The following is a 12,543-nucleotide window of genomic DNA, read 5'->3' on the forward strand; positions in this document are numbered from 1 at the left end:
TTGAAGAGGAATGTCGGGGATAGGGACCGCAAGCCGGGCGGCGCCCCAAAGAAGTGTCGGACATGAAAAAACCCGCGGGCAGGCACGGGTTCTGTGCAGGCCAGCGGGTTTGTTTTGTTCGGGCGCAACTTGCCCCGACGACTGAATTATGCGCGGGCCCTGTTGATGCCGCAAGCGTTTACGCGATCAGCGTGTCGCACTGGCGGCGCGGTCACCAGCGAACGGCGACGCAGCGCGGGCAACAGCGCGGCCTTGGCTTGCTGGTAGGCCGCGTGCTGCTGTTCGGGCGTCAGGCGCGGGTTGCTGAAGACGCGCGCGCCGGCCGCCTTGTTGCCGGCATGAACGCCGATGGCCGAGCGCTGCTGCCACGGCAGTTCGTCGATGCACAGTTCGGTCTGCTCGCCGCGCGCCGCGGTCAGGCGCGCGTCGATGTCTTCGTCGTCCACGTAGGCATCGTCCGGCACCATGCCGCGCGCAAATGCCGACACGCGCCCCACGCCCAGCTTGGGCCGATAGCCACGGCTCCAGTGATACCACTCCATGATCAATGCTTCGACCTGGTCCGATTCTTCTCGCGTCATGCCCTGCCCCTTCTGAATGCTTGCGCGGGCCGCCCGGTCCGCGTCGACCGCCGGCCGCGCGGCGAACGAGCGCGCGATCGCGGCCCCCGCCTGCGATGCCGCCACTGCCCAGCCTTGCGGTGCCCGCAACGCCATGTTTCCTGCCTGATCCATATGCCGCTCCTTGCCGTTGAGTTCGATGCCGGGGGGGACCGCCCGAGGGCTGTCCCGGGAGTGCGCCGGCGGGGTGCCTGCTGCGCGGACCGGCGACGAGGCCGGTCGGAAAGGTTGCCGGGAGAAGCATTCTGGTAGCGAAACGCTACCGACGCTTCCGTCTGATAACAACACGCGTGTGGGGTGATTCATAGCTATGATTCTACAAGTGTATAATCGCTATTTCAACACTTGTTGTTGCACAACATTCCACAACTGTTTAGCGTCCCCACCATGGCTCTCGGAAAACAAATCAGGCGCTACCGCGCCGCCCTCGGTCTCACTCTGGAACAGCTGGAAGCGCGCACGGGCGTGGGCGTGGGCACCATTGCCGCGCTCGAAGGGCGCGACAGCGAACGGTCCAAATACGCGGCTCGGCTGGCCGCCGGGCTGGGGCTGTCCCTGGAACAATTGCTGGACGAAGCGGCGCAGTATCCGCCGGACATGGTCCTGGCCTCGCCGCATGAAATCCTTCAGGCCGACGACGGCCTGGCCGACGACCTGCGCATTCCCCGTTTCGACACAGGTGGCGCCATGGGCGCGGGAGTTGAACTGCGCGACCAGCCCGGCGTGATCCAGAGCCTGCGGGTCAGCCAGGAATGGCTGCACAAGAACCTGCGGCACTACACGTCAGCGGCCAACCTGTGCGTGGTCACGGGTTTCGGCGACAGCATGCGGCCGATGTACAACCCGGGCGACCCCTTGCTGGTGGACCTGGGCGTGGCCAAGGCCGACATCGACGGCGTGTTCTTTTTTCGGGTCGGCAACGAAGGCTTCATCAAGCGGCTGCAACGCATTCCCAGCGCGCAGGGCTTGCTGATCCGCGCCAAGTCCGAGAACACCAAGTACGACGCCTGGGACATCACCGAAGACATGGACCTGCAGATCTTCGGCCGCGTGCTGAAGGTATGGCGCAGCGACGATTTCTGATGCACGGGCAGTCCGCAAGCGTCCTAGGCCCAGCCGGCCGGGGCGACAGGCACCCCGTTTGTCATTGCGCCTGAGGCGTGGCCTGCTGCACCTGCGGCGTCTGCCAAGTCCCATCCAACAGCGCGGGCTTGGGCCAGTAGTAGCGTAGCGCCAGCATGAACGGCCCGGCCGGCGTGGGCAGCCAATTGGCGTCGCGCCCCTTGCCCGGCGCCTCGCGCTGCAAATAGATCGTCAACCCGCCGTCACGGTCGCGCCTGAGCGACGGCAGCGCGGCTGAGTGGATCACATGACGATTGGCCGGGTTGGCCGCCAGTTGCTGCTGCGGCAACCGATATAGCGTCACCGACCAGAAGGCATTGACGGGCGGCAGGCCACGCGGGGCAAAGCGCAAGATGTAGGCCTGGGCGCCGTCCAGCGGCTGGCCGGCGCTGTCCTGCTCCAGCACGGGCATCAACGTCTCTTCGCGGCTGGGGCTGCCCAAGCCGATCTGCGCGCCGACGGCGCGCGCCACGTAGTCGTTCTTGAACGTCTGCCGATCGCCAGACAGGGTGTCCGTCTTGCCGGCCAGCGCCACGCGGCGCTTGTCGATTTCGTTCTGACCGTCGTGCATGCCTTCCTGCATCATCTGGCGCAGGCGGGGATTCATCGCATCCGTCACCACCGCCTCGCCCGGCCGGATGCGCATGCTGTCGAGGCGTCGGCGCAGCATTTTTTCACTGGCCGGGGGCGGTGCGAACTGCAACAGGAAGGCCAACTGGTTGTAGAACTCGAGCGAGGTGCGCAGTTGCGCAGGCGATTCAGGCACCATCCACTGCACCGGCACCGATGCGGGCGGCGCTTTTTTAAGATACGCGGACAGCGGCTGGACCTTGTAGCCCGCCTGGATGCGCTTGACGTTGGCCACATCCGACGCCGAAAAGCGCTGCGTGCGCCCCACCAAACTGACCAGTTCCGTTTCGGCGCGGATGACCTGGTTGATGCCCTTGGGCGCGGCGCCCTTCCAGCGGGGACCCGCGATCAGGAACCTGCCGCCGCCGTTACCGGTGGCGCGGCTGCCGATATAGGCGAAATTCTGCGAATACAGGTCCGTGAGCTGCAGCGAGAAATAGCGCTTCGGCTCCATCGGCGGCACGCTGATGATGACCGGTTCGGCCCGCAGATCCAGCGCGGCGAACGACGCTAGCGTATCGCCAGTGGGCGCCACCACCGCGGTGTCGTCGGGACTGAACGCGTGCGTCGCGTGGCTGATCGTATTGAAGGGTCCGCGGTATTGCGGATTGCCCTGATCGATGCTGGTCGCGTACAGGGCCTGATAGCTGGCCACCATGGGATAGCCGTAGACGTAGGCCTCCTTGGCAATGCGACGCGCCTCGGGCGCCAGGACGCCGTCGATGCCGACATACTGCGACCCGCTGGCCGCATCGGGGGATGTGAAGCTGCAACCGGCCAGGCTTGCGGCCAGCGCCAGGGCGGCCATGCCGCGAACAGAGGGGAAGAGTCCAGCGCCAAGCAGGCGTACGCGCATTCCAATGCTCCAACATGTGAGGATGTTGGCAACGCCCAGATGGCGGCAGCGTCGCGGACAAGACGGGAAGGTCCGCGAAATTCTGGCACATTTCACTTCGTTAGTGAAACCGGACCCGTCCGGCCGCACTGCCTGTTCATGCCGGAACCGCATCCCGATCCGGATCCGGCTCAGCCCGGCAGCGGCAAGCCTTCCAGCTGGGCCGGCGGGATCGGCGCGATGGCGCTTTCGCTGGCGGCGGCATCGGTGGTCAGATGCTGGATCAGGTCCACTGTGGTCGAGCGGCGGGTCAGCATCAAGCATGTGACTTCCGCGCCCGTGACGCGGGTGGCGTGCCAGCACCCCGGCCGCATGCACACGCCCTGCCCCTGGGCCACGCGAAACGCGGTCAGCGTGGACACATCCGGGCTGCCGTCCGCCGCGCTGCGCGCCACGACCTGGATGATGTCGCCGGTCAGCGGCACGATGGCCTGTTGCGTCAGCAGGTGCTTTTCGAGGCTGGCGATATCGGCGGAGGCGCTGCGGTAGTTGACCCACAACACCTCGGCGTCACCGCCCGCGCCGGTATTGAAGACGTGTTCCTGCCAGAAGTCAGTTGCCTCGTTGCTGAACAGCGGTATGCCATTGCCCTGTGGCATGGGCTTGCCCAGCATCCAGCCGTAGGGCTTGAAGGCGTCGGCGGTCAGGTCGTGCAAAGGCAATGCGGCAGCGCGGGTCATGCGTCGTCCTTGGCGGGTTTGGGAGGATGGGCGGATGAAGCGGGTTGAGCAGCGGGCGCGGGTTGTGCCACCGGCGTCACCCTCTTGCGCTTGGGGAATTCAGCGTCATAGTCGAAATCGCCCCGCGCGATGGCGGCCAGAATCGCGGCGCGCCGGTCCGCGGCGCGCTTGAGGTTGGCGGCGGTGGGCTTGACGCGGATGCGCTCCACGCAGTGACGGTCCTGGTAGAAGAAGCCAATTTCAATGGACGACTCGGAAGCCGGCCTGACGCCGTCGAATCCTTTACTCATACCGACAATTTCTCCGAGATACGATGGGCCACGTCCTGCACCGGGCCCGGCGGGATCGCGCAGTGCTCAACCACGGGCCTGGCTCGCGCCCGGCATGGCCTCGGCGGGATTCTGCGCTTCCTTGGCCTGCGCCTGCAAGGCCAGCCGGCGCCAGTTGCGGCTGGCGTAGGCATGCGCCTGGCGCAGGCCGGCCCACAGGCCCAGCTGCTTGGCCCAGCGCAAGGCGCCGGCCGCTTCGAACTGGGTCGTGCGGCGCACTTCGGTGCCTTGCCCCGGTATCGCGCGCAATTCAAAGGTATCGACCAGCGTGCCGACCCAGCCGGCACACCATACGGTACTTTTCTGCATCTGGTAGCGCAGGCGCGCGTTGGGTTGCAATATCAGGATGCGCTGGTCGATGGTGCCGCGATCGGTCGTGCATTGGCGGGTATTGCCCACCGCCGCCACGCCTTCCAGCACTTTGCAGCTGATCGGCTTGGGCACCCCCAGCCGGAACAGCAGCGGCCGGGTGTCGTCCATGCGGGCATGCAAGAAATGCGGCCAGATGTGCTGCGGTTCACACGGGAACAACCAACGGGATTCGATCTGCATGGGGACTTTCCTTGCCACACGCGGGGGCGGCAGCGCTATTGTCCCGTTATACCGCGTATTACCCCGTCCACGCCCGCCCTGCCGCGGGTTCAACCCGCCGCCATCGCGTTGCGCAAGCGCGGCAGTTCGCGATCGTCGATGGGCCAGTGCAGCACCGCCGCCAGCACGCCCAGCGCCATCGCCCCCAGCCAGATCAGGTCGTAGGAATGGGTGGCCTCGAACACCACCCCGCCCAGCCAGACGCCCAGGAACGAACCCACCTGGTGGCCAAAGAAGACAAAGCCGAACAGCGTAGTGATGTAGCGCACCCCGAACACCTGCGAGATCAAACCGTTGGTGAGCGGCACCGTGCCCAGCCAGACAAAGCCCATGACGGCCGCAAAAACGTACACTGACCAGGTGGACAGTGGCAGCAGAAAGAACAGCGCCATGGCGGCGGTGCGCAGCAGGTAAATGCCGGCCAGCAGGTATTTGCGGCGATGGTGCGCGCCCAGCATGCCGCAGACATAGGTGCCGATGACGTTGGCCAGCGCGATGATGGCCAGCGCGGCGACCGCGTCGGCCGCGCGCAGGCCCTTGTCCATCAGGTAGGCCGGCAGGTGCGTGCCGATGAACGCCAGCTGGAAGCCACAAGCCAGAAAGCCCAGGTTCAGCAGCCAGAAGCCCCGCTGCGCAAAGGCTTCGCGGATGGCGGCGCCCATCGGCAGGTCGGCCGGCCTGGCGGCGGTCTGCGCGGTGCCCCCGGCAGTGGCCGCCGGCTTGCGCGCGGTTTCCTTCAGCGGCCACGCCAGCGGCAGCACCACCGCCAGCACCACGGAGAAGGTCAGGAGCGCGCTGACCCAGCCCCAGCCGCCGATCAGCCATTGCGCCGCCGGGACCATGGTGAACTGCCCCAGCCCGCCGACCGCGCCGGCCACGCCCAGCGCCCAACTGCGCTTTTCCGGTGGCACCAGGCGGCTGAGCGCGCCGTAGATGACCGCGAACGCAGTGCCGGACAGGGCGATGCCGACGCAGATACCGGCTGTCCACAGGAAGGCCGCCGGGCTGGCGGCGTGCGCCATGCCGGCCAGGCCCAACGCATAGAACACCAGACCGCCCAGGATCACCTTGGCCGACCCGTAGCGGTCGGCGATCATGCCGGTGAACGGCTGCGCCACGCCCCAGGTCAGGTTCTGCACCGCCAGCGCCATGGCGAAGGTTTCGCGCGACCAGCCCCGGTCCATCGTAATGGGCAGCAGGAATAGGCCCTGCACGTGCCGCACGCCCAGGGCCAGGCCCATGACGATGCCACCGGCCAGCACCATGACCCACAGGTTGCGCGAGGTGGCGAAGCGGGCGGGCGAAGCAGCGACGGGCATGGCGAACCTCAGGCAGGAAACGTCAACACCCGCTTGGGCGGGCAGCTTGCGCTATTACAGAGCCGGCGCGGCCGCCGTTCAACTGATTATTTTTCGCCGGCGGCATGCGCGGCGGGAATGCCAGGGGGCACCCACAGCGAGAACACCGAGCCCTTGCCCGGCACGGAGCGCAGCGAGACCTCGCAGTGCAGCAGATCGGCCAGGCGCCGCACGATGGCCAGGCCCAATCCCAGGCCTTGGCCGACCAAGGCCGCTTCCGAGGGGGCAGCGCCACGCGTGAACTCGGCGAACACGGATTCCTGCAGTTCGGGCGCGATGCCCGCACCCGTGTCCCAGACTTGGATCAGCGCCCCGCCACGACGCCTGCGCGCTGCCAGCAGCACGCGGCCGCTGGGGGTGTACGACAGCGCATTGCTCAGCAGGTTGTCGAGGATGCGGCGCAACAAGGCGGGATCGGTGTCCACCACCAGGGCGACGGGCGCCACGGACAGCCGCAGGCCGCGCGCGCGTGCCTGCGGTTCGTAGTCCTGGCGCAGGTCATCGAACATCGTGTCCAGGTCGACCGCGCGGCGTTCGACCCGCAGCAGGTGCGCGTCCATGCGCGACAGGTCGAGCAGGCCGTCCAGCAGGCGGTTCAGCCCGTCCAGCACCGCTTGCTGACGGCGCGCCACATGCAGGGTGTCTTGCGGCGTGACGCTGCCCCGCTCGGCGCGGCTGGCCAGCACATCGGTGAACATGCCCAGCGCATGCACCGGCTGGCGCAAGTCATGGCCGGCCGCGGCCAGGAAGCGCGTCTTGGCGCGATCGGCGGCAGCGACGCGGTCGCGCTCGCGCTCCAGGCTGCGTACCAGCGCGGTGTTCTCGAAGCGCAGCGCCACCGTCGTTTTCAGGCTGCGGTAGGTGACGGCGCTGTAGTACAGGTTGACCCCCAGCAGGCAGACGCCAAAGGCGGCATACACCAGGTGCAGCCCGTCGGCCGCCGCCAGGCAGGCGATGATGAAGGGCAGGATCATGGCCAGCGCCGATCCCGCATAGGCGGGCGGATAGGCGGACAGCGACGGCACCGCGCCGCTGCACATGCCAGCCAGCATGACGCAGCCAAAGGCCAGCAGCATGTCCTGCTCCGAGAGCACGGCCGCCAGGCCCGCCAGCCCCCAGAGCAGGCCGGAGGTCCAGGACAGCGCGCAGAAGCCGCGCACCCATGGGCGCGATGGCGTGGGGCCGCGCCGCAGGAAGCGGCGGCTGACAGCGACGCGCGCCAGGGTCAGCAGGTACACCGCGCCTGCCCACAAGAGCAACAGCCAGCCCGGCAAGGCGTCCCGCATGACGTAGGCCACGGGCACCACCACCGCGAAGTTGGCAAACAGCACACCGTGGGACTGCTTATAGAGCAGCGTGGCCAGCTCGGCCGCGACCGCATCGGCGACAGCGAGCTCCCCCGCGCCGCGGGCGTCGGCATGGGTCTCGCCCGGCGGACGGGGCGGAGTAAGCGCGGCGGGGGCGGTCATGCGCCTGGATCAGTCCCTATAATGATGCATCATTCTGACACAAGCTCGCGACGCCGCCCCCGTCGGCCTTCCATGACATTGCCCTATCCCCCTCCCTTGCTGCGCGTCCTCCTGGCCGACGACCACGGCATCGTGCGGGAGGGTTTGAAAATGGTCATGCACCAGGCGTCCGAGCTGATCGGATCGGTGGACGAGGCCGCGACCGGCGAACAGGTGCTGGCGCTGCTGGCCGCGCATGGCGCCGACGTGCTGGTGCTGGACCTGGGCATGCCCGGCGTGGCAGGGTCCGGTTGGGTGCGCGCCCTGCGCGAACGCCATCCCGCGCTGCACATCATGGTGCTGACCGCCAATACCGATGAACGCAGCCGCCTGGCCATCCTGGAAGCCGGGGCCGACGAGTACCTGGCCAAGACCGGCAGTTCGCGCGAACTGATGGCGGCGATCGAGCGCCTGCAAAACGGCCACGACAAACAACCCGCCCGCGCCCAGTCAACCCATACGCCGGCTCCCGCCGAAACCCTGACGCGGCGCGAGCAGCAGGTGCTGGCGCTGGCCGCGCAAGGCGCCACCGCGGCGCAGATCGGCCAGGCGCTGCACATCAGCCCCTTGACCGCGCGCAAGCATCGCGAAAACCTGATGCGCAAACTGGCCCTGCACAGCACCGCCGAACTGGTGGCCTATGCGGTGCGTCTGGGGTTGCCCAGCGCCTGAACGGCTGTGGCCGCCTTGCCCGTTCAGGTCGCGACGCGGCGCTCCGCGCCTCGAAAAAGTCTGCAAAAAATACGGCGTGCGCCGTATTTGCTACCGAATCTTCCAAACATAAACTGATTTCGCAGCGTCCTGCTTTCTCTTTCCGCAAGGGGCCATGGGAGATCGCGGGCCTGCACAGTATTCCCCCCGAACGCCCACCATCCCGTCCGCGGCCATCCCGCGCGGCGACGGGATGGTGCGCGCCCAAGCCAGGCGCCGGCCCCTTCGGCGCGCCGAGCATCCCGTCCATGTACAGCTGCACCGTCACCATGCACCCTGCTCCCCGTTCCGCCGCCGTTGTCTTGCCTCATCCCTTTTCCGAGCCGGTCAGCCGCCTGGTGCGCGAGGAATCCGAGCGCTTGCGCCGCTTCGTCTTGCGCCATGTCGGCAACGGGCCGGATGCGGACGACATCACGCAGCAGGCGTTCGTCGAGATGTCCTGCCACTACGACACCTTTCGCGGTGACAGCAAACCGTCGACCTGGCTGTTCGGTATTGCCCGCAACCTGATCCGCAATCACCTGTCGCGCACCCCGGAGCGGCGCTACGACTTCGTCGGGGAAGACGCGCTGGCCGAACAGACAGACCCGCGCTCGGACCCGGCCGCGCAAGCCGAACGGGTGCAGATGATCCGCATCCTGGACCGTTCGCTGGCCGCCATGGCGCCGGATCTGGCCGAAATGCTGGTAATGATCTGCGCGGACGAACTGTCGTACGAAGAGGTCGCCGCGCAGCTGGACCTGCCCGTGGGCACGGTACGCAGCCGTCTGTCACGGGCGCGCACGCAGATCCGTACACGCATGCGCCAGCAAGGGGCATGGCTTGACGACTAAGGCCACGCCGGCACGGTGTTAACGGTTCGTTTTCTATAGTTACATTTACCGGTTCTTTGACTGCTACGGCTGGTTACAGTGCTGCCTTCCCCCATTTTTTGGCAGGCACCCCGACCATGCGGCACGTCCGGCTTCGCTCATTTCGCCTGTTGGCGCTCGCCACGGCCCTGACCGGCCTGTATGCCGGCTCCGCCAGCGCCCAATACGACAGGGACTGGCAACGTGAGTGCATCGGCAGCACTTACGCCATCAATCCGGACACGCCCTGCAACCGCGCCTATACCGAAGGGCTGGCGGCCGTGCGGGTCGGCAAGGCCAGCGATCCGGCAGGCACCTGGGGCTACATCGACAAGCAAGGCCGCATGGCGATCCTGCCCACGTTCCAGGAAGCCGAGCCGTTCCAGAACGGCCTGGCCGCCGTGCAGCAAGACAAGCTGTGGGGTTACATCGACACCCGCGGCGAATGGGTAGTCAAACCGCGCTTTACCCGCGCCACGGGTTTCAACGCCGAAGGCACCGCGCTGGTGGAAGCGGACGAGCGCGACGTGCTGATCAACCGCCAGGGACAGGTCGTCAAGACCTTTGAACTGGGCACGCGCTCATGGGGCTTCGAGCCTGGCCAGAAACTGGCGTCGATGGAGGTGCCGCAGGCGCCGCGCTTGTTCGATACCGCCACTGGCCGCGCGCTGACGTTGCCCGGCGATGTGATGATGCTGGCCAAGCCTGACGGCGGCTACCTGCCCGCACAGCGGCGCAACGCGCGGTATGGCGGCTGGTGGGGCCTGCTGGACGCCGAGGGCCGCTGGGCCATCGCGCCCGATGTGCTGCGCTCGCATGAACCGCCGCAACGCGACGGTGACACCCTGGCCGTGCGCCGCGACGAGGAATGGAGCTTCGTGCGCCCCGACGGCACGCCGCTGTCCGACGCCCGTTATTCGAACGTGCAGCGGGTCACGGCCGGCCTCTGGCTGGTCAAGCCCAAGGGCGACGGCCCGCCGCTGCTGCTGGACGCCAAGCTGGCGCCTGTGCACACCTTCTCGGTGACCTACCCGGGCGTCGAAGAACGCGACGGCTGGAAGATGCTGACCGACGTCGACATGCTCATCCTGGTCTTCCCGGACGGCAAGATGCAGAAGATCCCCGCGCGCTTTGCCCGCGTGGGCATCAACGATGGCCTGGCCTGGGTCTACGCCCATCCGCCGGCCCCCGCCCCCGATGGCCTCAGCGACGCCGCCCGGCCCGCACAGGACACGGACGCCGCCGCCACCATCACCTCGCCCGTGCCGGTCGTGGCCTCACCGCAGGATCCGCCGCCACCGGTCCGGCCTGACGCGCCGAGCGTTCCGTCGCCGCCCGCCAGGCCCGACGCCCCACCCACGGCCGCGGCGAACGATGCAACGGCTGCCGCTACGGCCGTCACGTCGTCGTCGGCGGAGGCCTCCGCCGACGACGACGCCGCAATAGACGCGGCCTCGGATATCGCCGCCCCCGCGAACGCCGCGGTCGCCGTCGACGTAACCGAGAGCAGCACGCAGACTGAAGCAACGCTGGTGCAGATCTACCGGCCCGACGGCACGGCCCTGCTGGACGCCGACACGGCCGCCCGCCTGGGCCAATACCGCGTCACCGAGTTCTCCCCCCGCACCGCTGCCGACACCGCGCAGGACGGCCCCGAGGCGTCCTCGCAAGACGCCGCCACGCTGCCGTTGGCGCTGCTGCGCCCGGTCGACTACGAACAGCCGACCGGCATCCTGACCCCGTCGGGCAAGATCGTCACCAATCCGGATTGGGACGACATGAACACCTACAACGCCACCGCGCCGCTGGTGGTGCAGACACGCAAGCGCACGGTGGGCGCGATCGACGCGGAAGGCAACTGGATCCTGGCGCCCACCTACGCCGGCATCGCCGGCTTCAACGGCGCGTATTCCTGGGCCCGCACCCCCGGCATGGACCGCAACAGCGCCAGCCTGATCGACACCCGCGGCCAGATCCAGCCCTTGCCCGCCCGGGTGGAGGTCAACGGCGAGAAGATCGACGGCGACCTGCTCTACTACTTCTCGCTGGACGACAACCGCAATCGGCGCTGGGGCCTGTGGAACATCCGCAGCGCCAGCGTGGCGGTGAAGCCGACGCTGGAAAACATCGAGGAATTCACGGACGATTGGGCCAAGGCGCAGGACAACGACCGCTGGGGCGTGATCGACCGCCACGGCAAATGGGTGCTGCCGGCCACCTACTCCGGCAGCTACGAACTGGAATACCTGGGCAACGGCTATCTGCTGGCGCGCGAGCCCAAGCGCCGCGAAGATTCCAGCAGCTACCGCGAGAGCTACCGCCTGATCAATCTGCGCACCGGCCAGCGCAGCCCCTTGCTCGGCGAAAAGCCGCAGAACCTGCGGCAAGGCCGTTTCCTGGCGCAGGGGCAGGATGGCGCCACGCTGCTGTTCGACAGCCAGGGCCGCACGACCCGCCTGTGGGAAGGCGCGCCGGACCGCAAGGAACAATACGGCGATTGGATCTACGTGCAATACCGTTCGCGCAACGGCGCGATCGATGCGCGCGGCAACATGAAGATCGCTGCCGTCAACGGCGAATTCAATCCCTTCTTCGTGCAGCCCGAAGGCCTGGCGCGCGTCTACGACGGCCGCAACTACCGGCTGATGGACGAAAACGGCAAGACCCTGCTTGAGAAACGCGGCGATGGCACGCCGCTGGCCTCGATGAAGCGGATCGTGTTCCGGGACAGCAATAACTCCGCGGGCATCATCACCGACCTGCAAGGCCGGGAAATCACGCGCGTCAAAGGCGAATACTCGCTGGAAGAAGACAAGGCCAGCGAAGGCGTGGTGCCCTATCGCGGCGACGGTGACCGCTATGGCTTTCTCAACGCCGACGGCAAGCGCATCGTGGGCCCCTACTTCGACCGGCTGGGCCCCTTGCGCAATGGCCTGGCCGTTGCGCAGCGCGCCCAGCGCACCGGCAAGCTGTTCGGCTACATCGACCTGACGGGCCGCTATGCGATCGCGCCCGAGTTCGGCTGGGCCGCCGATTTCCAGGACGGCCGCGCGCTGGTGCGCCGCGACCGCCTGCTGGAATTCATCGACACGCGCGGCAAGACCACCGCGCTGTTCGGCCAGTTGTGCGGCGAAATCGTGGTGCTGGACGCGCAAGAGCGCCAGACCTGGCCGCGCGAGAAGCTGACCTGCCCCGAGGCCGCCGAGATCGAACAAGCGCCCGTCCCCGAATCCGCCAAAGCAGAATGA

Annotated in this window: 11 protein-coding genes; 4 read left to right on the forward strand and 7 right to left on the reverse strand. The window is 67.5% G+C overall.

The window, feature by feature from the left end:
* Window positions 1–146 precede the first annotated feature (146 nt).
* Window positions 147–734, reverse strand: coding sequence for a hypothetical protein (locus A9974_RS03400; RefSeq protein WP_255467988.1), 588 nt, complete (start codon window positions 732–734; stop codon window positions 147–149).
* A gap of 273 nt (window positions 735–1,007) precedes the next feature.
* On the opposite strand from A9974_RS03400, the gene A9974_RS03405 reads away from it, so the two are divergent.
* Entirely contained in the window at window positions 1,008–1,703 is a 696-nt protein-coding gene (locus tag A9974_RS03405) for a helix-turn-helix transcriptional regulator (protein ID WP_183002750.1), read from the forward strand.
* Between the two features lie 61 nt (window positions 1,704–1,764).
* Here the strand turns inward: A9974_RS03405 and A9974_RS03410 are convergent, their stop codons facing one another.
* From A9974_RS03410 to A9974_RS03435, 6 genes are all read right to left on the reverse strand, one after another.
* Window positions 1,765–3,228 (reverse strand): DUF1254 domain-containing protein, encoded by a 1,464-nt coding sequence (locus tag A9974_RS03410; RefSeq protein ID WP_183002751.1) that lies wholly within the window; start codon window positions 3,226–3,228, stop codon window positions 1,765–1,767.
* Between the two features lie 170 nt (window positions 3,229–3,398).
* A complete protein-coding gene (locus A9974_RS03415) occupies window positions 3,399–3,947 on the reverse strand; it encodes an ureidoglycolate lyase (protein ID WP_183002752.1) in 549 nt (182 codons plus the stop codon).
* On the reverse strand, window positions 3,944–4,237 hold the full coding sequence (locus A9974_RS03420) for an Arm DNA-binding domain-containing protein (RefSeq protein WP_255467989.1): 294 nt from the start codon (window positions 4,235–4,237) through the stop codon (window positions 3,944–3,946). Before A9974_RS03420 ends, A9974_RS03415 begins: the two co-directional genes overlap by 4 nt.
* Before the next feature lie 66 nt (window positions 4,238–4,303).
* Window positions 4,304–4,828, reverse strand: a complete 525-nt coding sequence (locus A9974_RS03425; protein WP_183002753.1) for a hypothetical protein — start codon at window positions 4,826–4,828, stop codon at window positions 4,304–4,306.
* An 89-nt stretch (window positions 4,829–4,917) separates the two neighbouring features.
* Complete coding sequence (locus A9974_RS03430; RefSeq protein ID WP_183002772.1) at window positions 4,918–6,132, reverse strand: MFS transporter; 1,215 nt, start codon at window positions 6,130–6,132, stop codon at window positions 4,918–4,920.
* Between the two features lie 140 nt (window positions 6,133–6,272).
* Entirely contained in the window at window positions 6,273–7,694 is a 1,422-nt protein-coding gene (locus A9974_RS03435) for a sensor histidine kinase KdpD (protein WP_183002754.1), read from the reverse strand.
* A 72-nt stretch (window positions 7,695–7,766) separates the two neighbouring features.
* Here A9974_RS03435 and A9974_RS03440 point away from each other — a divergent pair, with 72 nt between their 5' ends.
* The 3 genes from A9974_RS03440 to A9974_RS03450 all read left to right on the forward strand — a co-directional run bounded on the left by A9974_RS03440 (window position 7,767) and on the right by A9974_RS03450 (window position 12,543).
* Entirely contained in the window at window positions 7,767–8,405 is a 639-nt protein-coding gene (locus tag A9974_RS03440; protein ID WP_183002755.1) for a response regulator transcription factor, read from the forward strand.
* A 287-nt stretch (window positions 8,406–8,692) separates the two neighbouring features.
* A complete protein-coding gene (locus tag A9974_RS03445; protein WP_255467990.1) occupies window positions 8,693–9,277 on the forward strand; it encodes an RNA polymerase sigma factor in 585 nt (194 codons plus the stop codon).
* 116 nt (window positions 9,278–9,393) lie between these two features.
* Window positions 9,394–12,543: a WG repeat-containing protein gene (locus tag A9974_RS03450; RefSeq protein WP_183002756.1), complete on the forward strand. Its 3,150-nt coding sequence runs from the start codon at window positions 9,394–9,396 to the stop codon at window positions 12,541–12,543.

It is taken from the genome of Achromobacter sp. UMC71, from assembly GCF_014170305.1.
GTDB lineage: Bacteria > Pseudomonadota > Gammaproteobacteria > Burkholderiales > Burkholderiaceae_B > Achromobacter.

Bases quoted from the DNA above. Each gene is read 5' to 3' on its own strand.
- A9974_RS03400 (WP_255467988.1), bottom strand. From the start codon at position 734: ATGGATCAGGCAGGAAACATGGCGTTGCGGGCACCGCAAGGCTGGGCA.
- A9974_RS03405 (WP_183002750.1), top strand. From the start codon at position 1,008: ATGGCTCTCGGAAAACAAATCAGGCGCTACCGCGCCGCCCTCGGTCTC.
- A9974_RS03410 (WP_183002751.1), bottom strand. From the start codon at position 3,228: ATGCGCGTACGCCTGCTTGGCGCTGGACTCTTCCCCTCTGTTCGCGGC.
- A9974_RS03415 (WP_183002752.1), bottom strand. From the start codon at position 3,947: ATGACCCGCGCTGCCGCATTGCCTTTGCACGACCTGACCGCCGACGCC.
- A9974_RS03420 (WP_255467989.1), bottom strand. From the start codon at position 4,237: ATGAGTAAAGGATTCGACGGCGTCAGGCCGGCTTCCGAGTCGTCCATT.
- A9974_RS03425 (WP_183002753.1), bottom strand. From the start codon at position 4,828: ATGCAGATCGAATCCCGTTGGTTGTTCCCGTGTGAACCGCAGCACATC.
- A9974_RS03430 (WP_183002772.1), bottom strand. From the start codon at position 6,132: ATGGTGCTGGCCGGTGGCATCGTCATGGGCCTGGCCCTGGGCGTGCGG.
- A9974_RS03435 (WP_183002754.1), bottom strand. From the start codon at position 7,694: ATGACCGCCCCCGCCGCGCTTACTCCGCCCCGTCCGCCGGGCGAGACC.
- A9974_RS03440 (WP_183002755.1), top strand. From the start codon at position 7,767: ATGACATTGCCCTATCCCCCTCCCTTGCTGCGCGTCCTCCTGGCCGAC.
- A9974_RS03445 (WP_255467990.1), top strand. From the start codon at position 8,693: ATGTACAGCTGCACCGTCACCATGCACCCTGCTCCCCGTTCCGCCGCC.
- A9974_RS03450 (WP_183002756.1), top strand. From the start codon at position 9,394: ATGCGGCACGTCCGGCTTCGCTCATTTCGCCTGTTGGCGCTCGCCACG.